Origin of the sequence: Haloimpatiens myeolchijeotgali (assembly GCF_042688525.2) — a bacterium.
Taxonomy (GTDB): Bacteria; Bacillota; Clostridia; order Clostridiales; family Clostridiaceae; genus Haloimpatiens.
In genome coordinates this window covers 2,489,534-2,510,172 of record NZ_JBHWAB010000001.1, presented here as the reverse complement: position 1 = coordinate 2,510,172, position 20,639 = coordinate 2,489,534, and the positions used below count along the sequence as shown (strand labels likewise).

The window sequence follows — 20,639 nt, the reverse complement described above, 5'->3', positions numbered from 1 at the left end:
GGTGGAAAGGAATTGATTTTTAAGAAGAATACCATATTAGAAATAAACGATAGAAATCTATCTATAATAAATAATCAAAAGTTAAAAAATCTTAAAGATGTCAATGTAGATTTAAAAAATAGAAATCTATATTTAGTAGTTGAGGGTGAGAGAGTATATATTAAACTTCTGACTATTCCTAAGGTTAAAAAGAATAAAATTTATACAATAGTAAAAAATGAGTTAAGGTTTTATTTTAAAAACATAGAGGATTTAATATTTGATTATGTAATATCCAAAGAATTAAATACTAGCTATGAAATAATAGTATTTTGTATTAATTCAAAAACCCTTAATCCTTTTAAAAATTATATAAATAGTAATACAAAAATAAAAGGAGTGAATTTAATTCAATTTGTTTTTTTGAACTATTTTAAAAAGTATATAAAAGAAGTTAACTATATTATGATTTTTTATTATAATTCTAACTTATATATTATTGATATTTTAAAAAAATATATGCTGTACAATACTATAATGAAAGATTTCAATGGAAATGAAGAAGAATTTTTTAATGAATTTAACTATATACTAAAAAGTCATATAAACTTTAATCAAGTATTAGAAAATATATATTTAGTAAACTTTCAATTTGAAAATATTAAGTCAAAGATTTCTAAAAAATATAATTGCAAAGAATTAAAGTATGACGGAAAAGAAATATTAAGTTATTTATTGAGAAGTTGGAGAGGTACAATATGGAGAAGATAAATTTTTTGCCACAATGGTATAAAAATAATAAGACAAGAAAAATTAATTCAATAGTAAAAAATATAATAGTAGTGTTGTTAATAGTAAGTGCAATATTGTTTATAAAATCCATAAATTTAAGAAATAAATTAAATACTTTAACCCATAGGCATGAAAGTATACAAAAACAAGCAGATACTAACAAAACAACAAAAATGGTTAAAGATACAAGTATTTTGATGAGCATGGAGGCATTTTTAGAAATGGAACATGATTATAAAGGTGAAATTATTTTTGAAAATACTATATTGGAAAAAAATTATATTAATTTAAAACTAAAAATTCAACATATAAATACTTATTTTGATTTTATTAAAAAAATAGAAAATGATAATAAATATAGAATAGTAGATTTAACAGTTCCATGCAGCAAAACTAGTAATGAGTTTAATATAACAGTGGAAGTGGTGAAATGATAAGAAGAAAAGCTTTATTGATACTAATGATATGTTTAATTATTTGTTTTGGATTAATGTATTATAATATAAATGTGGAGAAAAAAATTACTAAGGTTAAAGATAGATTTAACACAAGTACATGTTATAAAAGAGACAATAAAAAGAAAAATATAAGTTGTAGATATAGTGATGTATTGAAAGAAATATATAATTCAAAAAACTTTAACATAAAAAGTATAAACCTTATGGGCAATGATGATAAGTTTTTTAATATAGAGATTGAGTATAATAAAGATATTAAAAGTTTATATTGTGAGATACAAAATTTTGTTAAAAAACAAAATTTTTATAGGATAAATAAGTTAAATTTTAACAAAAATAAAAATTTAATAAAAATGTGTATGGAGTTTTATAAATAGAAAGAACAAAGTATAAGTGAAGAAAAATTTGCAAATATGAAAGACTTTTGATAAAATAACAGTGGTTTAGTTATATACTAAAGAACTAATATACATGTAATTTTAGTTGTATTAAGTACCTATAAAAGGTTATAATATATAATGAATTAATTGATTTTGGAGGGATACTGGATGATTTCAGCAGGAGATTTAAGAAAAGGAACAACTTTTGAATTAGATGGACAAGTTTTTACAGTAGTAGAATTCTTACATGTTAAGCCAGGTAAAGGAGCAGCTTTCGTAAGAACTAAATTAAAAAATGTTATTTCTGGTGGAGTAGTTGAAAAAACATTTAACCCAACAGAAAAACTTCAAGAAGCTGTTATTGAAAGAAAAGAAATGCAATATTTATATTCTGATGGAGAATTATATTATTTCATGGATCAACAAACATTTGAACAAATACCTTTAAACTATGAGCAAGTTGAAAATGCTATAAAATTCTTAAAAGAAAATATGTTTGCAGTTATTAAATTTTATAAAAATGAAGCTTTCTCAGTTGAAGCACCAAACTTTGTTGAATTACAAATAGTAGAAACAGAACCAGGTGCTAAAGGAAATACAGCTACAAATGTAATGAAACCAGCAAAATTAGAAACAGGAGCAAATGTTCAAGTACCATTATTTGTCAATGAAGGTCAAGTGATAAGAGTAGATACAAGAACAGGTGAATATATGGAAAGAGTTTAGTACATAATAATAAATGTGCTAACATTACTTATTAAGGAAGTGGTTATATGAAATCTATTAAATCAAAAGTGTCATATTTAAATGGACTAATAGATGGTTTAGGCATTGATAGCGAAACAAAAGAAGGTAAAGTTATTTGTGAAATCGGTAGTGTTTTATTTGACATAAGTGATGAGCTTTGTCGTATCAATGAAGAAAACAAGAATTTAAAAGAATATATCAATCAAATTGATAATGATTTGAGTGATGTTGAAGATGAAATTTATGGAGTATATGACGATATAGATGATGGATCTGATTACAATGAAGATGATTTTAAGGAATTAGAATGTCCTAATTGTGGAGAACCCATATATATAGAAAAAAGTTTATTTGATGATAAAACAAAATTAGAATGTCCTAATTGTCGCTATGGTATAGTACTTGAAGATGAAGAAAGTACCAAAGCTGAATAATCATATAACCGTAAAAAAGCTATTGGAAATCCAATAGCTTTTTTTTTATGTAAAAATAGTAATAATTTAATAAAAGTTTCAATACACATTAAATAGAAAGGAGGATATAATGATGTACTTTACAGAAATAAAAAATTTTTTAAGTTACAATATAGAAAAACTTTTACAAAACATTAAAGATTTAAATGAAATTCAAGAGATACGTATACGAATAAATAAACCAGTTATATTTCAACTGTGTAATAAGGAAATAATAACAAATTATTGTGCTAAAGAAGAAGATATAAAAACAATGATACAAAGGTTTAGTAATTATTCTATATATGCATTTGAAGAAGAAATAAGAAAGGGATATATAACAATCAAAGGTGGACATAGGGTAGGCATTTGTGGCATTTGCGTTATAGAAAATAATAGAGTTAAAACCATTAAAAATATTAGTTCAATAAACATAAGAATATGTAAACAAGTAAAAGGATGTTCTAATAAATTAATTTCTTATATAGTAAAGGATAATAGAATATTAAATACTATAATAATTTCACCACCTAAATGTGGAAAAACTACGCTGCTTAGAGATTTAACACGTAATATATCAAATGGATTTGAAAATGTAAGTGGAAAAAAAGTGTGTGCAATTGATGAGAGAAGTGAAATATGTAGTTGCTATAAAGGAATTCCTCAAATGGATGTAGGTATAAGAACAGATGTTTTAGATAATTGTCCTAAAAGTGAAGGAATTATTATGGCTATCAGAAGTATGGGACCAGAGGTTATAGTGTGTGATGAAATTGGTACTTACAAGGATATGGAAAGTATAATACTTGCATTAAATTCGGGAGTGAGTTTAGTAACAACTATACATGGATATAATGAACAAGATTTATATAGAAGATCCGTATTTAAAGATATTATAGATAATTCAGTATTTAGTAGAGCTATAATACTTAGTAATAAAAAAGGTATTGGTACTATTGAATATATATATGATTTTGTGAAAGGAGATAAATTACAAGTCAAATATTATGATTAAGATTATAGGTTGTGTAATAATAATTTTTTCATCTACTTTCATCGGAATATTATATGGAAGAGTGTGCAGAAAGAGGGTAGAGGAGTTAAAAGATTTAGAAAGAAACATTTATGAACTTAAAAATCAAATGTTATATACTTATACATCACTGCCAGAAGCTTTTTATTTTGTTTTCCAAAAGTCAAAGACTTTTATAGGCAAAATATTTTTGAGTGTATCAAATTTATTGTACGAAGGAAATGTAAAAAATGTTTATGAAGCTTTTAAAATTAGCATTAAATCTCAAAAAAATAAGTTAAGTATTAACGAAGATGATATAAATATTATGTTGAATTTAGCTAAATCATTAGGTGAATCTGATTTATCTGGACAGCAAGCAATTTTAAATTTAGCACTAGAAAATATAAAAAAGCAGGAAGAAGAAGCAGAATATATAATGAAAAAAAATGTAAAAATGTATAGATATTTAGGATTTACAGTGGGATGCGTACTGGCAATAATGTTAATTTAGGAGGGAAAACATGTTAGATGTAAGTATGATTTTTAAAATAGGTGCAGTAGGGGTCTTGATGATAATATTAGATAAAGTACTTAAAAGTGGAGGAAAAGATGAGTTTGCTGTTATAGCTAATTTAGCTGGTGTTGTAATAATCTTAATGATGGTAATAAGTTTAATTAATAAGTTGTTTGGTACTGTAAGAACATTATTTCAGTTTTAGGAGGCAGTCATGGAAATAATAAAAATTACAGCTTTTGCCTTTACAGTATTATTTGTAATTTCAATATTTAGAAAAGAAAGAAATGATATTGCTGTAGCAATCAGTATAGTATGCGGAGTTATAATTTTATTATTTATTGTGAATAAAATAACTATAATAATAAATTTTCTAAAACAACTAGCCTTTAAAGCTAATATAGATTTTGTTTATTTAAATATTGTGTTTAAGGTATTAGGAATAGCATTTTTAACAACATTTTGCAGCGAGATTTGTAAGGATGCAGGTGAAAAAAGTATAGCTTCTAAAGTGGAGTTTTGTGGTAAAATACTTATTTTAGCGCTGTCTATTCCAATATTAATGGCTGTTTTAGAAGCAATTTTGAAGATTATGTGAGGTTATGAAAATGAAAAGGTTATTAATAGCTTTATTAATAATTTTATTAATTCCATTCAATGTACAAGCTTATACAGACAGCAATAATACTAAAGCAGAAATTCAAAATGAAAAAGAAATTCAAAGTTTATATAATTATTTGACAAATGTTAAAACAAAATATGAACTGCTGCAGGACATAAATCCAAAAGAATATGTAAAAAATTATATAAAAACAGGACGCGGCAAGTTATCAGTAAAAGATGTAAGAAAAATAGTAACTACATACGTATTTAAAGAAATTATTGCATCGCTAAAAATAATGGTAATGTTGATTGTTATTTGTATAATATCAGCTTTATTAAAAAATTTAGAAAGTGCATTTAACAATGATAATTTAACAAATATAGCATATTTTGCTTGTTATTCATTGATAATTATTATAATTGCTAAAAATTTCAAAATAGGAATTGATATAGTAACGGGTACAATAAAAAATATGATAGACTTTATGACTGCTTTAGTTCCAGGATTAATGGTTCTTTTAGCCAGTGTAGGAGGAGTGGTAGAAGCTGCAGTAATGGATCCTATAATAATATCTATTATAAATATTTTTGCACAGATATTTTTAAAATTTATAATTCCTATTATTCTAATGAGCTTTGTTTTAAAGTTTGTAAATAGTATTTCTGAAGATTATAAAATAAGTAATCTAACAAAGCTTTCTAATCAAATTGCACTGTGGACACAAGGAATATTAATGACTATATTTATTGGAATTGTGACGATAAGAGGTATTACATCAAAAACAATAGATGCAGTAACAGCTAAAACAGCTAAGTATGCTGTAGATAATTTTGTTCCCGTAGTTGGAAAATGTCTTTCAGATGCCATTGCAACTGTAGCAGGATATTCACTCCTTTTGAAAAATGCTTTAAGCAGTTTGGGAGTTATCGTTATACTAGCTATAATAATAGTTCCTATAATTAAAGTTTTAGTTATAGCTTTTATGTACAAGTTGACATCAGCACTTGTAGAGCCAATTACTGATAAAAAAATAGTTGACTGCTTAAATGGTACAGGGGATTCACTTATACTATTAATGTCTACTTTAATTTGTGTATCTGTGATGTTTTTTATATTAATCTCCATAATAGCTGCTGCTGGAAGTGGTGTGTTGGGGGGGTAAAGTATGATTGAATATATTAAAAATTGGATTATAAATATAAGTACAGCAGTATTTTTCATTGTAGCTATCGAAATGGTCTTACCAAATAATAGTATAAAAAAATATGCAAGATTTGTTTTAGGACTCATATTAATAGTAGTAATAATAAATCCGTTAATAGAATTTGTGGACAAAGGAAAAAATATAGAAACATATTTAGAAAAAACATCTGAATGTTTTGAGGAAAAAGTGTATGAAAATGAATATGATAACTGTAAAGAAAAAAATATACAGGGAACTCTTAAAAATTTTAAAGTTAATGTAGAAAAAGCATGTATTAAAAAACTTAAAGAAAAATATCCTAATGATAATTATGTAGTAGATGCGTGTGTAAAATTTGATTCTGAAAATAATAACTTTTTAATAAGTGCTATAAATATAGGCATCAAAAAATCTAAGATAGATAAAGTAAAAAAAGTAGATATAAAAACTAATACTTCTGATGTTAAAAGTAAAAAAATTTTAAAAGATGCTTATAGCAGTAAAATAAAAAAATATATAAAAGAACAATTTAAAATTCCTGAAGGAGTAATAACTATTTACGAATGTTAAGGAGGTTATTATGGATATTAAGAAAATATTATCTAATCTTCGAAAAGTAAAGTTTAAAGATAATGAATCAAATAAAAAAGTTTTTAATCTATTGGTATTAGTTTTGATAGGGATGATATTAATAATTGCAAGTAATTTTTTTAAAAATACAAAAAATGTTAATGCATCAAAAAACTTAAATCCTAATGATAAAAATCAGTCTACAAAAATTAATATAAGCAATTATGAGACTGATCTTCAGTATGAACTAAAAGGTAAATTAGAAAAGATACAAGGTATAGGAAAAGTGGATGTCATGATTTATTTTGACAGTGGAGAAGAACAAGTGCCTGCGGTAAATATGAAAGAGTCAGACAGCGTAACTAATGAACAAGATACTTCAGGGGGAAAAAGAAAAATTGAACAAAACGATAATGATAGAAATGTGGTGATTACTAATGAAAATGGGGATAATAAACCACTTATATTGAAAAAATATAAGCCTAAAATAACAGGAGTTTTGGTTATTGCAGAGGGAGCTGAAAATAAAGTTACTGAACTTAGGATAAGTAGAGCAGTATGCACTTTGTTTAATTTGCCAAATTACAAAGTTAATGTATATCCTATGAAAAAATAGCATATAATTTGTTGTAAGAAAAAAATGGGGGGTTATATAATGAATAAGAAACAAGCTGTTATTATTGTTGCTTTGTTAGTACTTATTGTTTCAGTTGGACTAGTAGCTACTAAAGTGAATGGACCTTTAATTGGTCAAGAAGGTAAAGATACAAATGAAAAAAGTGCAATTTCATTGAATAGTGATGAAGATAAGAAGACAAGTAGCTCTAGTTATTTTGTAGAAGCAAGAATGGTTAAAGATCAACAAACAACAAAGACTTTACAAAATTTAAAATCAATAATAGATGACGAAAATGTAGAGAAAGACCAAAAAAGTAAAACTATAGAAGAATTCAATAAAATATCTACTAATGCAGATAAAGAGACTAAAATAGAGTTGGCTTTAAAAGGTAAAGGATATGAAGATGCAATATGCACTATTGAAGATAATGATAAAGTTAGAGTAGTTGTTAAAGCGAAGGAAGAATTAACTGAAAAGCAATCTAAAGAAATACAAGATGTAGTTATGGGTGTAACAAAACTTTCTGACGTTCAAATTGAAAGACAAGAATAATAATTGTAAAAAGAATGTAGATTTGATATAATATACTCAAGATTGTATGTTCTACTTATGTCACCGCAAGGAGGTAACAATATGGATGAAAATATAAAAGAACAATCAAATGTTGGTATTGTTAAGATTTCTGATGAAGTTGTAAGTATTATTGCTGGATTAGCAGCATCAGAAATAGAAGGAATTGCAGGAATAAGCGCTGGTTTGGTTGGAGAAATAACACAAATCCTAAGTGGTAAAAAGAATTTATCAAAAGGAGTAAAAGTTACAGTTGCTGAAGAAAGTGCTACTATAGATTTATTCATTGTAGTTGAATATGGTGTAAGCATACCAGAAGTTTGTGATAAGGTTCAAAGGAACGTTATTAAGTCAGTAGAAACTATGACTGGATTAAAAGTTTCAGCAGTTAATATTTATGTTCAAAATGTTATTTTTCCTAAAACTAACATAGAAGGTAGTAAGGAAGAATAAAAATTACACCCTCTGAATTCAGAGGGTGTTTCGTTGTTCAAATATTGTGAAATAATTAGTATATTTACTTTTTTTTTGATAATAATTTAAGATATAGTATATTATACGATTAGAAAAACTAAAGATTATGGAGGAAATTATTATGAATAGAAAAATATCAAGAGAAACTACAATGAAATTACTTTATCAAATGTCAATTAACAAGGAAAACTATTTAGATATTATTAATAACTACAAAGAGAATACTGAAGAAAAATTAGATAATGTAGATTTTGATTATATAGAAAAAGTACTAAAAGGTGTAGAAGAAAATAAAGAAAGTATAGACGAAAAAATACAAGAACATTCAACAAAATGGAAGATAAACAGAATATCTAAAATAAATTTAGCAATTTTAAGAATAGCTACATATGAAATTATGTGTGAAGAAGAAATTCCAAATAAAGTATCAGTAAATGAGGCTATAGAACTTGCAAAAAAATATTCAGAAGATAAATCACCAGCTTTTGTAAATGGTGTTCTAGGTAATATGATACAAAAATAATTATCATTAAGTAATGATAATATGGGAGGTATAAAGCCTTAAAAATGTATATTAAAACTTTAAGTGTGACTAAATTAAATAGTTATATTAAAAAGGTAATGGACAATGATTTTATATTAAGAAATATATGTGTAAAAGGTGAGATTTCAAATTTAAAAATTCATAGTTCAGGACATATATATTTTTCATTAAAAGATGGTGCTTCAAAGATTAATTGTATCATGTTTGAGAGTGATGCATGTAATCTAACTTTTACACCTGAAAATGGTAACAATGTTATAGTAAAAGGAAGAGTTTCTACATATCCCAAAGAAGGTTTGTATCAATTATACTGTAATGAAATGGAGATAGAAGGTATAGGGCAATTACATATAGCTTTTGAAAAATTGAAAAAAAAGTTAGAAAATCAAGGTTTATTTGATGAAGATAATAAAAAAAGATTACCTAAATATCCAAGAAAAATTGGTGTAATAACTTCAGCTAGTGGAGCAGCAGTAAGAGACGTAATAAATGTTGCAAAACGTAGAAATCCTTTTGTAGATCTTTTAATATATCCTTCTTTAGTTCAAGGAGAAAAGGCCAGTGAAGATTTAATAAAAGGTATTAAGTACCTCCAAAAAATAAAAGAAATTGACGTAATAATCTTAGCTAGAGGGGGAGGTTCTATAGAGGAACTGTGGGCTTTCAATGATGAGGCTTTAGCTTATGAAATATACAAATGTAACAAACCAGTGGTTACTGGGGTAGGACACGAGACGGATTTTACTATTGCAGATTTTGTAGGTGATAGAAGAGCTCCAACTCCTTCTGCTGCTGCAGAAATTGTTGTGCCTAACATTAATGAAATTAATCAAAAGTTAGATAATTTAAAAACTTCACTTTCAATGAGTATGAAAGGCATGATAAATGATTATTACAGTAAATTTGAATTTTTACATAAAAAACTAGAGTTAAATAATCCTAATAATTATATTGTGAATTTATATAATACCCTAGATAATTATAATATCAGATTAAAAAATATAATGTATTCAAAGTTAAATACAGAACAGGGTAAATTGCAGAATCTTAAATCTTTACTATTTGCTCATAATCCATTAAATATATTGGATAAGGGGTATGCAATTTTAGAAAATGATGAGAATACTATAATCAAAAATATAGAAGAACTAAAGAAAAATGAATGCATAAACATTAAGATGAAAGATGGGGAAAGTAAATTTAAAATAGAATTTTTGGAGGATATATAATGGCAAAAAAGAAGTCTTATGAAGAAATGATGAGTGAACTTGAAAATGTTATTAATCTCATGGAAAATAATGATGTGAGCCTAGAAGATGCTATAAAAAACTATGAAAAGGGTATGAAACTATACTATAAACTTTATAAGAGATTAGATGAAGCAGAGGGTAAAATAAAAATATTAAATGAACATGGAGAAGAAAACTTTTTGAAGGAAGATGGTTAAAAGATGAATTTAGAATTTATGAAAGAAGAAGTGGATAATTGTTTAAAGGGACATTTTCAAAATAAGGGAACATATAATAAACATATCTATGATTCTATGTATTATAGTATAGAATGTGGTGGAAAAAGAATAAGACCTCTTCTCATGTTATTAACATATGGTATATATAAGAAAGATTACAAAAATATTTTACCACTAGCTTGTGCAATTGAGATGATTCATACATATTCATTAATTCATGATGATTTACCTTGCATGGATAATGATGATCTAAGAAGAGGAAAGCCAACAAATCATAAAGTTTTTGGAGAAGCTGTAGCAGTTTTAGCAGGGGATGGACTTTTAAATGAAGCAATGAGTGTAATGTTTGATTATTGTTTAAAAAATCCAAAGGCTGTAGAAGCATGTGATGTTATTAGTAAAGCTGCAGGCTCAGATGGAATGATAGGTGGACAGATTGTAGATATATTAAGTGAAAATAAGAATATACAAAAAGATGAATTAATGTATATGCATAAAAAGAAGACAGGAGAACTTATAAAGGCACCTATTATTTCAGGAGCAATTTTAGGTGGTGCAGATAAGGAAGAAATCCAAAAATTAAGCAAATTTGGAGAGAAAATAGGTCTTGCATTTCAAATTAAAGATGATATATTAGATATTGTAGGAAATACAAAATTATTAGGCAAAAATGTAAACAGTGACGGAGAGAATCATAAGACTAATTTTATTACTACTTTTGGAATAGAAAAGTGTAAAGAGATGTGTGTTGAAATTACAAAAGAATGTTTAGAAATATTGCATGAACTAGATAAAAATACTAGTGATTTAGAGGATTTAACAATGTTTCTATTGAAGAGAAATTATTGATTAAAATATTATAGATACCATTTAAATATTTTTGAATATTTTTAGGACATATGATATAATTACCACTGCGAGGTGGTGCAGTATTCTAGTCAGGTAAGTATTTTTCAAAGGCGGGGCTAAAAATCCGTTAAAGGGCATATCGATGAAGTTTCTTGTGCTGGCTTATGACGCCCAGTCATGGGTTGGTGCTGGAAGTAAGGAGGATGGGGCAAACGCAACGGCATGCGAGCTTGACCCTACTTCCGTGGAGACCATTGCTTGTGGTTTAGGTTAGATACCTTCTCTACGACAATGGATTAAACCTGCATTGTGGTAGACAGCTATGTGCAGCGTAGCCTGCCTTGAAGTGGTATAGGGAGAGGTATGATCAGATTTAAAAGTTGTGGCCACAATTTTTAAATTATCGCATACTGAAACCTATATTGCAAAAGAGGCTAGAAAAGTACCTAACTGTTGAGGAAAACTCCTAGACTGTTCAGTGTAACATACATTAGGGATTGAAGTGCGGACTAAGTGGTAATCCAGTCCTACTCATGGTAACATGGTAGATAGAATATTAAAGGGAAACCGTCAAAATGGCGACGTTTTGATTATTCTGTGGGAAAACCTACTGGACCTAAGCCGCAAGGTTTACCTAATGTATGACCACCTCATACATAATTGGAGGAATGTTAAATTGTCAAAAAATAAATCAAATAATAAAAAGGGTTCGCGGAGCAAGCAAAAATGGGTTATTAACATAATTTTTTTGTCAATACTTATTTGTGGAAGTGTTACTCTTTTATCTGATACGCTACTAAGAAAAGTAAATATGTTAGTAGCTTTTATTATATTAATTTCAATTATATTAATAGGTATAGTTTTTGATACAATAGGAATTGCTGTTACTGCAGCAGATGAAACTCCTTTTAATTCTATGGCATCAAAAAGAATAGCTGAAGGTAATGTGGGTGTGAAAATGATAAAAAATGCTGATAAGGTATCCAATTTTTGCAATGACGTAATTGGAGATATATGTGGAATTGTAAGTGGATCTGTTGGTATTTTAATAGCGCAGAAAGTTAGAGTATATTTGCCTAGTGTAAATGTTACCATGATAAGTGCTTTTATTGGAGCTGTAATAGCGTCAATAACAATAGGAGGTAAAGCTATAGGAAAAGGAATTGGAATGAAAAATAGTCATGATATAATATATAAAGTAGCAAAGATTATATGTACACTAAAAAAAATTGTTTCAAAAAGGGATAGATGATAATGCGAAATTTACTTGAAAATTACAATAATATAGATGATGTAAAGAGGATGTCCTATGATGAATTAGAAGAATTTGCACAAGAAATTCGCAATTTTTTGGTAAATAAAGTATCAAAAACTGGTGGGCATTTGGCTTCAAATTTAGGAGTAGTGGAATTAACTTTAAGCTTATATAAAACTTTTAATTTTAATGAAGATAAGCTGATATGGGATGTGGGACATCAAGCATATGTACACAAGATATTAACAGGAAGAAAAGATCAATTTGATACTTTAAGACAATATGGTGGAATAAGTGGATTTCCTAAAAGAAGTGAAAGTAAATATGATGTTTTTGAAGTTGGTCACAGTAGTACATCCCTTTCAGCAGCATCAGGAGTAGCTAAGGCTAGAGATTTGCAAAATAAAAAATATGAAGTAGTAGCAGTTATTGGTGATGGAGCATTAACAGGAGGTATGGCTTTAGAAGCATTAAATGACATAGGATATTCAAAAAGTAAGGTTATAATAATTTTAAATGATAATCAAATGTCAATTGATAAAAATGTAGGTGGAATGTCACTATACTTTAGCAAACTTAGAACAGATCCTAAGTATAATAAGTTCAAACATGATTTTAAGAGTAGATTAAAGAAAATACCTGCAGTGGGAGAGAGTGTTACTGCATCTATTCAAAGGTTAAAAGAGGGTGTAAAACAATTAGTTGTACCTGGAATGTTATTTGAAGATATGGGAATAAAATATCTAGGACCAATAGATGGACATAATATAAGACAGTTAAGTGAAGTTTTAGCTATGTGTAAAAATATTGATGAACCAGTAATTATACATACTATAACTAAAAAGGGAAAAGGCTATAAATATGCTGAGAAAAATCCAAACAAATTTCATGGAATTGGTCCCTTCGATTTTAAAAGTGGTGAAGTGTTAAGTAAATCTAAGGTAACGTACTCAAAGGTTTTTGGCGATGAAATAATAAAAATAGCACAAGACAATGATAAAGTTCTTGCTGTAACAGCAGCTATGCCAGATGGAACAGGACTTAAAAATTTTTCCAAAGTATTTCCAAAAAGATTTTTTGATGTAGGAATAGCTGAGCAGCATGCAGTTACTATGTGTGCAGGGTTAGCAGCATCAGGATTTAAACCCGTTTTTGCTGTATATTCTACTTTTCTGCAAAGGGCATATGACCAAGTATTACATGATGTCTGTTTGCAAAACTTGCCAGTAATTTTTGCAATTGATAGAGCAGGTGTTGTTGGTCATGATGGAGAAACACATCATGGTATATTTGATATCTCTTATCTATCTCATATTCCCAATTTAACTATAGTGAGTCCTAAATGTACTGAGGAACTGCGTACAATGCTTAAATGGGCTGTAAATGAGCAATCTCCTGTAGCTATAAGATACCCTAAAGGTGGAGATTATCCAGGTTTAAATATTTCAAGTATAAAGGAACTTAAAAAGGGTAAATGGGAAGTTCTTTGTGAAAAAGGGAAAATTGCATTAATAGCAGTAGGTAATATGGTTCAGAAAGCTCTATTAGTAAAAGAAAGATTAAATAAATCAGGAGTGGAATGTACAGTTATAAATGCTTGTTTTATAAAGCCTATAGATAAAGAATTATTACACTATTTAGTACAAAATAAATTTCATATCGTAACAATAGAAGATAATATTATTAAAGGTGGTATGGGAAGCAGTGTATTAGAATATGTTAATGAATTAGGTCATAAGAGTAAAGTTATTAATTTGGGGTATGATGATAAATTTGTACCACAAGGAGATATAAAAACACTGCATAAAATTAATAATTTAGATGTACAAGGAATTACAGAAAATATTTTGGAAAAATTATGTTGAAGGTGATTGTTTTTTATGTGTGAAAATAGAGAAAGATTAGATGTGCTACTTGTAAAAAAAGGTTTGTTTTCTTCTCGTGAAAGGGCGCGTGAGAGTGTATTAAAGGGAGAAATTTTTGTTAATGGATTAAAAGTAATGAAATGTGGCAAAAAAATAGATGTAAACTCTAAAATAGATTTTAAAGGTGAAAAGCTTAAATATGTTAGTAGGGGCGGATTAAAGCTAGAAAAAGCAGTGGAGTATTATGATATCAATTTAAAAAATAAGGTATGTTTTGATATTGGAGCTTCTAAAGGCGGATTTACAGATTGTATGCTTCAAAATGGTGCAAGCAAAGTTTGGGCAATAGACGTTGGAAGTAATCAGTTAGATGATAAATTAAAAAAACATGAAAAAGTTACAAGTCTAGAAAAAACAAATGTAAGGTATTTAGAATTTAAAGATATAGGGCAATATGGTGATTTTGCAAGTATTGATGTTTCTTTTATATCATTAGAGAAAATAATACCAAATGTATTAGAGCTTTTACATGAAAATGCAGAATTAGCTGCACTTATAAAACCTCAATTTGAAGCAGGAAAAAGTAAAATTGGAAAACATGGAGTAGTCAAAAAACCAGAAATACATGTAGAAGTAATAGAGAGAATAATTAAATTTTTAAAATTACATAATCTAAAAATAATTGGAGTAACAAATTCACCTATAAAAGGACCAGAAGGTAATATTGAATATTTAGTTTATTGTACAAAAGATCAAAACCGTGAAGAAAAATTTTCATTTAGTGAAATTATTCCACTAGTTAGGAATGCACACAAAGGATTGAAATAGGAGGAAACATGAAGAACATAGGTATTAATATAAACGCGAATAAAGATCCTAATGAAAAAATTTTAAAAGAAATATTAAATTGTATAGATAAAGATAAATATAATACATATATTTTTAGAGATTCTAAAAAAATAAATAATATGGCTTCAGAGTTAGATATAGTAATTTCTATAGGTGGAGATGGAACTATACTAAGAACGGCTAGAATATTGGCTAAATATTCTGTACCAATAATAGGAATAAATTTTGGAAATTTAGGTTTTTTAACTACGGCTGAAAGTAATGAATTAAAAAAAGCATTATCAGAATTATTTGCAGGAAAGTATTTCATAGAAGAAAGAATGATGATACAATGTATCTTGAGGGATAATAAGGCAGATAAAGAAATTATTTCTTTAAACGATATTGTAATTTCTAAAGGAGCTTTGTCAAGAGTTATTAATTATAATATGAATATAGATGGTCACTATTATAATAATATCATTGCAGATGGAATAATATTATCTACGCCAACAGGTTCAACAGCATATTCTTTATCTGCAGGTGGACCTATAATTTATCCAACATTAGATTTAATTTCTATTACGCCTATATGTCCATTATCACTTAATATGAGAAGCATGATTTTAGATTCAAATAGTCAAATAAGTATAAAATTTGATGAAAAAAATGAAAGTGTTTTTCTAACAGTTGATGGTCAGGAAGCATTTGAATTAAATAGTGAAAGTGAAATAATTATAAAAAAATCCAAATATAAATCTAAATTAATAAGATTAGAAGGTCATAACTATTTTGAAACTCTAAGAAAAAAAATTATGCTTAGAATAAACAAATATGAAGAAGGTGAATGTAAATGAAATTAGCCCGTCATGCCAAAATAATAGAAATAATTAATTCAATGGAAGTTGAAACTCAAGAAGATCTTGCAGAAGAATTAAGAAAAAATGGAATAGAAGTTACTCAAGCTACTGTATCTAGAGATATTAAAGAACTTAAATTAATAAAGGTATTAGGATCAAATGGAAAATATAAATATGCAACAATTTCACCTAGTGAGAGTTTTTTATCTGATAAACTTATTAGTATTTTTTCACAAACAGTTTTGTATGTGGAGCAAATAAATAATTTTATAGTAGTAAAGACAATATCAGGATCAGCTCCAGGAGCTGCAGAAGCTATAGATTCAATGAATTTTGAAGGAATAGCTGGTACAATAGCTGGCGACAATACTATATTTTTATTAATAAGAAGTGAAAAAAAAGCAAATGAAATAGTTCAAAAATTAAAAAAAATGTTAAGTGAATAGGAGGAATAGTATGCTCCTACAATTAAATATATGTAATTTTGCTCTTATAGAAAAATTAACTATTAACTTTGAAAAAGGATTTAATGTATTTTTAGGTGAAACAGGAGCTGGTAAATCTATTTTAATTGATGCAATTCAATATGTTATAGGTGGTAAATTTGAGAAGGATCTAATTAGAATTGGAGAGAAGAAAACGTATGTTGAAGGAATTTTTTCTATCGAAAATTCAAAAACAAAAGAAATATTAGATGAAATGAACATAGAATATGAAGATCAAATATTGATTATAAGCAGAGAAACTTTCCAATCAGGAAAAAATATTGCAAAAGTAAATGGTAAAAGTCTACTATTATCTCAATTAAAAATAATAACTTCAACTTTAATTGATATACATGGTCAGCATAAGAACCAAAATTTATTAAATAGTAGTAACTATATAGATTTTATCGATACTTTTGGTAATGATAAAATCTATAGTATTATACAGAAATATAAAACTAAGTATGATAAGTTAAAATTTATAGAGAAAAAAATTGAAGAGTTAAGTGGAAAAAATGGAGAAAAGGAAAAAGTTATAGATTTTTTAAAATATCAAATTGATGAAATTGAAAAGGCAAATTTAAATATAAATGAAGATATTGAGTTAGAAGAAAAACATAAAAAATTATCAAATTATGAAAAAATAAACAAAGCATTAACATCAAGTTATAATCTTCTTCATTATGGAGATAATTCTAATTCATCAGTATGTGATGCTTTAAATGTTGTTTTGAAAAATTTAAGAGATATAGAAGATACTTCAAATGATGTAGCCAAAATGGCTGATACTATAGAAGAAATATATTACAATGTACAAGATATAACAGATAATATAAGAAATTTAGGTGAAGATGCATATTATGATGAAAATGAATTAGAACAAATTAATAATAGAATTTATGAAATAGATAATTATAAAAGAAAATATGGAAAAACTATAAAAGATATTTTGCAATATAAAGATGAAATAACACATAAATATAATGAAATGATAAACAGTAAAGAAATAATTAATAAATTACATAAAGAAAAAAATGAAGTAAGCTGTGAAATGCAAGAATTGTGTGAAAAGATGCATAAGATAAGAGAAAATATTGCTAATATACTTCAAAATAAAATTAAAAATGAATTAAATTATGTAGGACTTGAAAAAAGTATTTTTAATATAAAAGTAAATGTTGAAGAAAAGTTTAATGAAAAAGGCAAAGATAGTATTGAATTTTTGATATCTACAAATCCAGGACAGCCTTTAAAGCAACTTACTAAAGTTGTTTCTGGTGGTGAGTTATCTAGAATTATGTTAGCATTAAAAAATGTATTTATAAACAAAGATGATATACCATCAGTTATATTTGATGAAATTGATACTGGTATAAGCGGCAGAATAGCTCAAAGAGTTGGGGAAAAAATGTATATGATTTCTAAGTCACATCAAGTTTTTTGTATAACACATTTATCACAAATAGCTGTGATGTCAGATTATCATTATTTAGTTTCAAAAATTATAGAAGGTAATAAAACTTATACAAATGTGGTTAAATTAGATGAAAAACAAAAACAATATGAAATTGCTAAAATGATTGGTGGAAGCAATGTTACAGAGTTAACGCTACAAAATGCAAGAGAATTAATTGATATAGCAACAATAAAGAAAAGTGGACAAATGACAGTGGAAAATTAAAAGAACTAAATATAAAGTATAAAGTACAAAGTACAAAGTTAAAATATGGATGTTTTTCTTACAGAAAAACTTTTATTTTGAAAATCTTCCTTATTTTTTCTTTCTTCTTTGTACTTTGTTTTTTGTTAAAATAGCAATACTAAGAAAATAAAGTTATAAAATATTATATTTTTATTAATAAGATAAAATAGTTTTATGTATTAATGATTAACTTTTAATGAAGCTAAATGATAGCATAATAGAGTAAATAAAAGGGTAACTTAAAATTAGGATACAAAGATTGGAGGCGAAGAAGTGAATAAAAAAATTTCTAATATAATATCTTTCATATTAACTCCTCTCTTTATTTTAATTTTAAGCTTTCAATATAAAGTATGTACGAATTGTGTTAATCCTATTACAGTTAATGCTCATCCAAACATTGAAGTTTATCCTGGAGGACAGCCTATTGGTGTTAAACTAAATACAAAAGGTGCTTTAGTTGTTGCATTATCAGATGTTCAATGTGAGGACGGAAAAGAGTGTTGTCCAGGAAGTGATTGTGGAATAAGAGTTGGAGATAGTATAGTAAAAATTAATAACAAGGAAGTAACTAGTTGTGAACAGATATCAGAAGAAGTAGTACATTCAGATGGAAAAGAATTAAATTTGTTAATTGAAAGAAAAGGAAATTTAATTAATAGGAAAATTAAGCCTCAAAAATCATATAGTGAAGATAAATATAAAATAGGATTATGGATAAGAGATTCTACTGCAGGAATTGGAACGTTAACTTTTTATGACCCAAAACACAAAAAATTTGGAGCATTAGGCCATGCAATTACAGATATGGACACTGGTAATATTTTAAAAGTTAGAGATGGAGAAATAATTTCTTCCTCAATTATTTCAATAAAAAAAGGCGTAAAGGGAGAACCTGGAGAATTAAAAGGTATTTTTGTAAATGAAGAAAGCACTTTAGGAAATATAAAATCTAATACTAATTGTGGGATATTTGGAGAATGTGATAAAATAGAGGTATCTAAAAAGTTTAATAAACCACTAAAAGTAGCTTATAGAAATGAAATTAAACCTGGTAATGCAAAAGTTCTAACAACAATAAATGGTGGAGAACCTGAGTTATATGATATAAAAATACAGCAGCTATTACCTCAAGATTCACCTGGACCAAAGAGTATGGTAATAAAGATAACAGATAAACGTTTATTAGATAAAACTGGTGGAATCATACAAGGAATGAGCGGAAGTCCAATAATTCAAGATAATAAGTTAGTAGGTGCTGTAACCCATGTTTTAGTCAATAAACCTGATGTGGGATATGGAGTTTATATAGAGTGGATGTTGAAAGATGCTAAAATTATATCAAAATAACTGGTAAAAGTAAGCTAAAAATAGTAAAATAAGAGTAAAAGATATTTTATTCAATATTTTTTACTCATTTTTTTTGTTTGAAAAATTTTTTTATTACAAAAAGAAGGAAATTAAATATTGTTTGTCGAATGGAATAAATGTTAACATATGGAAAATAAAAGGGAAATAATAGAAAGGAAGGTTGAAATGGAAGATTCAAAAATTAACGTTATAATAGCTGATGACAATAAAGAATTTTGCAACATTTTACATGATTATTTATTAACTCAAAGGGATGTTGTAGTTTCAGGAATTGCAAAAGATGGGGTTGAAGCTTTAAAATTAATTGAGGAAAAGAAACCTGATTTAGTAATATTAGATATTATAATGCCACATTTAGATGGCCTTGGAGTTTTAGAAAGATTAGGTAATATGGATTTAGAACATATGCCAAGAGTTATAGTATTATCTGCAGTTGGTCAATATAAAATTACTCAAAGAGCCATAACTTTAGGTGCAGATTATTATGTTGTTAAGCCTTTTGATATGGATGTATTTATTAAGAGAATAAGACAAATGTTTAATAATACTATTTCTAATAGTGGAATAAAAAGAAAAAATGCCTTACAATTTGGAAATGAAGAAACTATGGTTCAAGAAAGTAGACATGAAGATTTAGAAACTCAAATAACAAATATTATACATGAAATTGGTGTGCCTGCACATATTAAGGGATATATGTATTTGAGAGAAGCAATAATAATGGTAATTAATGATATTGAATTATTATCTGCTGTAACAAAAGAATTATACCCTTCAATAGCAAAAAAATATAATACTACATCTAGTAGAGTTGAAAGGGCAATTCGTCATGCAATAGAAGTTGCTTGGAGTAGAGGACAAGTAGAAACTATAAATAAGTTATTCGGATATACTATTCATAATGACAAAGGTAAGCCTACAAATTCTGAATTTATAGCAATGGTAGCTGATAAATTAAGGTTAAAAAATAAGGTTTCTTAATAAAATCCACAAATTTTAAAATGTAATCATAAGATAAATGTATAATTTGTATTAAAATGGTATATTGAAGATGT

General features: G+C 26.8%; 26 protein-coding genes. All 26 read left to right on the top strand.

Annotation, left to right across the window (positions count from 1 at the left end; all coding sequences use genetic code 11):
• The first annotated feature begins 12 nt into the window (after positions 1–12).
• The 26 genes from ACFIJ5_RS11155 to spo0A all read left to right on the top strand — a co-directional run bounded on the left by ACFIJ5_RS11155 (position 13) and on the right by spo0A (position 20,565).
• The gene (locus ACFIJ5_RS11155) at positions 13–750 is read left to right on the top strand and encodes a hypothetical protein (protein WP_404660471.1); all 738 of its coding nucleotides are present in this window, start codon (positions 13–15) and stop codon (positions 748–750) included.
• Positions 738–1,205 carry a hypothetical protein gene (locus tag ACFIJ5_RS11150; RefSeq protein WP_379807006.1) on the top strand — a complete coding sequence of 156 codons (468 nt, stop codon included), beginning with the start codon at positions 738–740 and terminating at the stop codon, positions 1,203–1,205. The genes ACFIJ5_RS11155 and ACFIJ5_RS11150 overlap by 13 nt, the downstream gene beginning before the upstream one ends.
• Positions 1,202–1,606 (top strand): hypothetical protein, encoded by a 405-nt coding sequence (locus tag ACFIJ5_RS11145; protein ID WP_379807004.1) that lies wholly within the window; start codon positions 1,202–1,204, stop codon positions 1,604–1,606. Before ACFIJ5_RS11150 ends, ACFIJ5_RS11145 begins: the two co-directional genes overlap by 4 nt.
• Positions 1,607–1,777: 171 nt before the next feature.
• Positions 1,778–2,335 (top strand): elongation factor P, encoded by a 558-nt coding sequence (gene efp / locus ACFIJ5_RS11140; protein ID WP_379807002.1) that lies wholly within the window; start codon positions 1,778–1,780, stop codon positions 2,333–2,335.
• A 47-nt stretch (positions 2,336–2,382) separates the two neighbouring features.
• On the top strand, positions 2,383–2,790 hold the full coding sequence (locus ACFIJ5_RS11135) for a CD1247 N-terminal domain-containing protein (protein ID WP_379807000.1): 408 nt from the start codon (positions 2,383–2,385) through the stop codon (positions 2,788–2,790).
• A 112-nt stretch (positions 2,791–2,902) separates the two neighbouring features.
• Entirely contained in the window at positions 2,903–3,823 is a 921-nt protein-coding gene (gene spoIIIAA, locus ACFIJ5_RS11130) for a stage III sporulation protein AA (RefSeq protein WP_379806998.1), read from the top strand.
• Positions 3,816–4,334: a stage III sporulation protein SpoIIIAB gene (gene spoIIIAB / locus ACFIJ5_RS11125; protein ID WP_379806997.1), complete on the top strand. Its 519-nt coding sequence runs from the start codon at positions 3,816–3,818 to the stop codon at positions 4,332–4,334. Before spoIIIAA ends, spoIIIAB begins: the two co-directional genes overlap by 8 nt.
• A 10-nt stretch (positions 4,335–4,344) precedes the next feature.
• Positions 4,345–4,542 (top strand): stage III sporulation protein AC, encoded by a 198-nt coding sequence (spoIIIAC, locus tag ACFIJ5_RS11120; protein ID WP_379806996.1) that lies wholly within the window; start codon positions 4,345–4,347, stop codon positions 4,540–4,542.
• Between the two features lie 9 nt (positions 4,543–4,551).
• A complete protein-coding gene (gene spoIIIAD, locus ACFIJ5_RS11115; RefSeq protein ID WP_379806994.1) occupies positions 4,552–4,935 on the top strand; it encodes a stage III sporulation protein AD in 384 nt (127 codons plus the stop codon).
• A gap of 10 nt (positions 4,936–4,945) precedes the next feature.
• Positions 4,946–6,103, top strand: coding sequence for a stage III sporulation protein AE (gene spoIIIAE, locus ACFIJ5_RS11110; protein WP_379806992.1), 1,158 nt, complete (start codon positions 4,946–4,948; stop codon positions 6,101–6,103).
• A gap of 3 nt (positions 6,104–6,106) precedes the next feature.
• The gene (spoIIIAF, locus tag ACFIJ5_RS11105; protein WP_379806990.1) at positions 6,107–6,694 is read left to right on the top strand and encodes a stage III sporulation protein AF; all 588 of its coding nucleotides are present in this window, start codon (positions 6,107–6,109) and stop codon (positions 6,692–6,694) included.
• Between the two features lie 10 nt (positions 6,695–6,704).
• Positions 6,705–7,310: a stage III sporulation protein AG gene (gene spoIIIAG, locus ACFIJ5_RS11100; RefSeq protein ID WP_379806988.1), complete on the top strand. Its 606-nt coding sequence runs from the start codon at positions 6,705–6,707 to the stop codon at positions 7,308–7,310.
• A gap of 39 nt (positions 7,311–7,349) precedes the next feature.
• A complete protein-coding gene (locus tag ACFIJ5_RS11095; protein ID WP_379806986.1) occupies positions 7,350–7,865 on the top strand; it encodes a SpoIIIAH-like family protein in 516 nt (171 codons plus the stop codon).
• 81 nt (positions 7,866–7,946) lie between these two features.
• The gene (locus ACFIJ5_RS11090; protein WP_379806984.1) at positions 7,947–8,336 is read left to right on the top strand and encodes an Asp23/Gls24 family envelope stress response protein; all 390 of its coding nucleotides are present in this window, start codon (positions 7,947–7,949) and stop codon (positions 8,334–8,336) included.
• A gap of 142 nt (positions 8,337–8,478) precedes the next feature.
• Complete coding sequence (gene nusB, locus ACFIJ5_RS11085) at positions 8,479–8,880, top strand: transcription antitermination factor NusB (RefSeq protein ID WP_379806982.1); 402 nt, start codon at positions 8,479–8,481, stop codon at positions 8,878–8,880.
• 44 nt (positions 8,881–8,924) lie between these two features.
• Positions 8,925–10,130 (top strand): exodeoxyribonuclease VII large subunit, encoded by a 1,206-nt coding sequence (gene xseA / locus ACFIJ5_RS11080; RefSeq protein WP_379806980.1) that lies wholly within the window; start codon positions 8,925–8,927, stop codon positions 10,128–10,130.
• Complete coding sequence (locus ACFIJ5_RS11075; RefSeq protein ID WP_379806978.1) at positions 10,130–10,348, top strand: exodeoxyribonuclease VII small subunit; 219 nt, start codon at positions 10,130–10,132, stop codon at positions 10,346–10,348. Before xseA ends, ACFIJ5_RS11075 begins: the two co-directional genes overlap by 1 nt.
• Positions 10,349–10,351: 3 nt before the next feature.
• Complete coding sequence (locus tag ACFIJ5_RS11070) at positions 10,352–11,218, top strand: polyprenyl synthetase family protein (RefSeq protein WP_379806976.1); 867 nt, start codon at positions 10,352–10,354, stop codon at positions 11,216–11,218.
• 637 nt (positions 11,219–11,855) lie between these two features.
• The gene (locus ACFIJ5_RS11065) at positions 11,856–12,470 is read left to right on the top strand and encodes a hypothetical protein (RefSeq protein ID WP_379806974.1); all 615 of its coding nucleotides are present in this window, start codon (positions 11,856–11,858) and stop codon (positions 12,468–12,470) included.
• Positions 12,471–12,472: 2 nt separating this feature from the next.
• The gene (gene dxs, locus ACFIJ5_RS11060; RefSeq protein ID WP_379809595.1) at positions 12,473–14,338 is read left to right on the top strand and encodes a 1-deoxy-D-xylulose-5-phosphate synthase; all 1,866 of its coding nucleotides are present in this window, start codon (positions 12,473–12,475) and stop codon (positions 14,336–14,338) included.
• Between the two features lie 15 nt (positions 14,339–14,353).
• On the top strand, positions 14,354–15,166 hold the full coding sequence (locus tag ACFIJ5_RS11055) for a TlyA family RNA methyltransferase (protein ID WP_379806972.1): 813 nt from the start codon (positions 14,354–14,356) through the stop codon (positions 15,164–15,166).
• Between the two features lie 8 nt (positions 15,167–15,174).
• Positions 15,175–16,023: an NAD(+)/NADH kinase gene (locus tag ACFIJ5_RS11050; protein WP_379806970.1), complete on the top strand. Its 849-nt coding sequence runs from the start codon at positions 15,175–15,177 to the stop codon at positions 16,021–16,023.
• Positions 16,020–16,472, top strand: coding sequence for an arginine repressor (locus ACFIJ5_RS11045; protein ID WP_379806968.1), 453 nt, complete (start codon positions 16,020–16,022; stop codon positions 16,470–16,472). Before ACFIJ5_RS11050 ends, ACFIJ5_RS11045 begins: the two co-directional genes overlap by 4 nt.
• Positions 16,473–16,482: 10 nt before the next feature.
• Positions 16,483–18,192: a DNA repair protein RecN gene (gene recN, locus ACFIJ5_RS11040; protein WP_379806966.1), complete on the top strand. Its 1,710-nt coding sequence runs from the start codon at positions 16,483–16,485 to the stop codon at positions 18,190–18,192.
• A gap of 294 nt (positions 18,193–18,486) precedes the next feature.
• Positions 18,487–19,563, top strand: coding sequence for a SpoIVB peptidase (gene spoIVB, locus ACFIJ5_RS11035; RefSeq protein ID WP_379806964.1), 1,077 nt, complete (start codon positions 18,487–18,489; stop codon positions 19,561–19,563).
• Between the two features lie 186 nt (positions 19,564–19,749).
• Complete coding sequence (gene spo0A, locus ACFIJ5_RS11030) at positions 19,750–20,565, top strand: sporulation transcription factor Spo0A (protein ID WP_379809594.1); 816 nt, start codon at positions 19,750–19,752, stop codon at positions 20,563–20,565.
• The last annotated feature ends 74 nt before the right edge of the window (positions 20,566–20,639 follow it).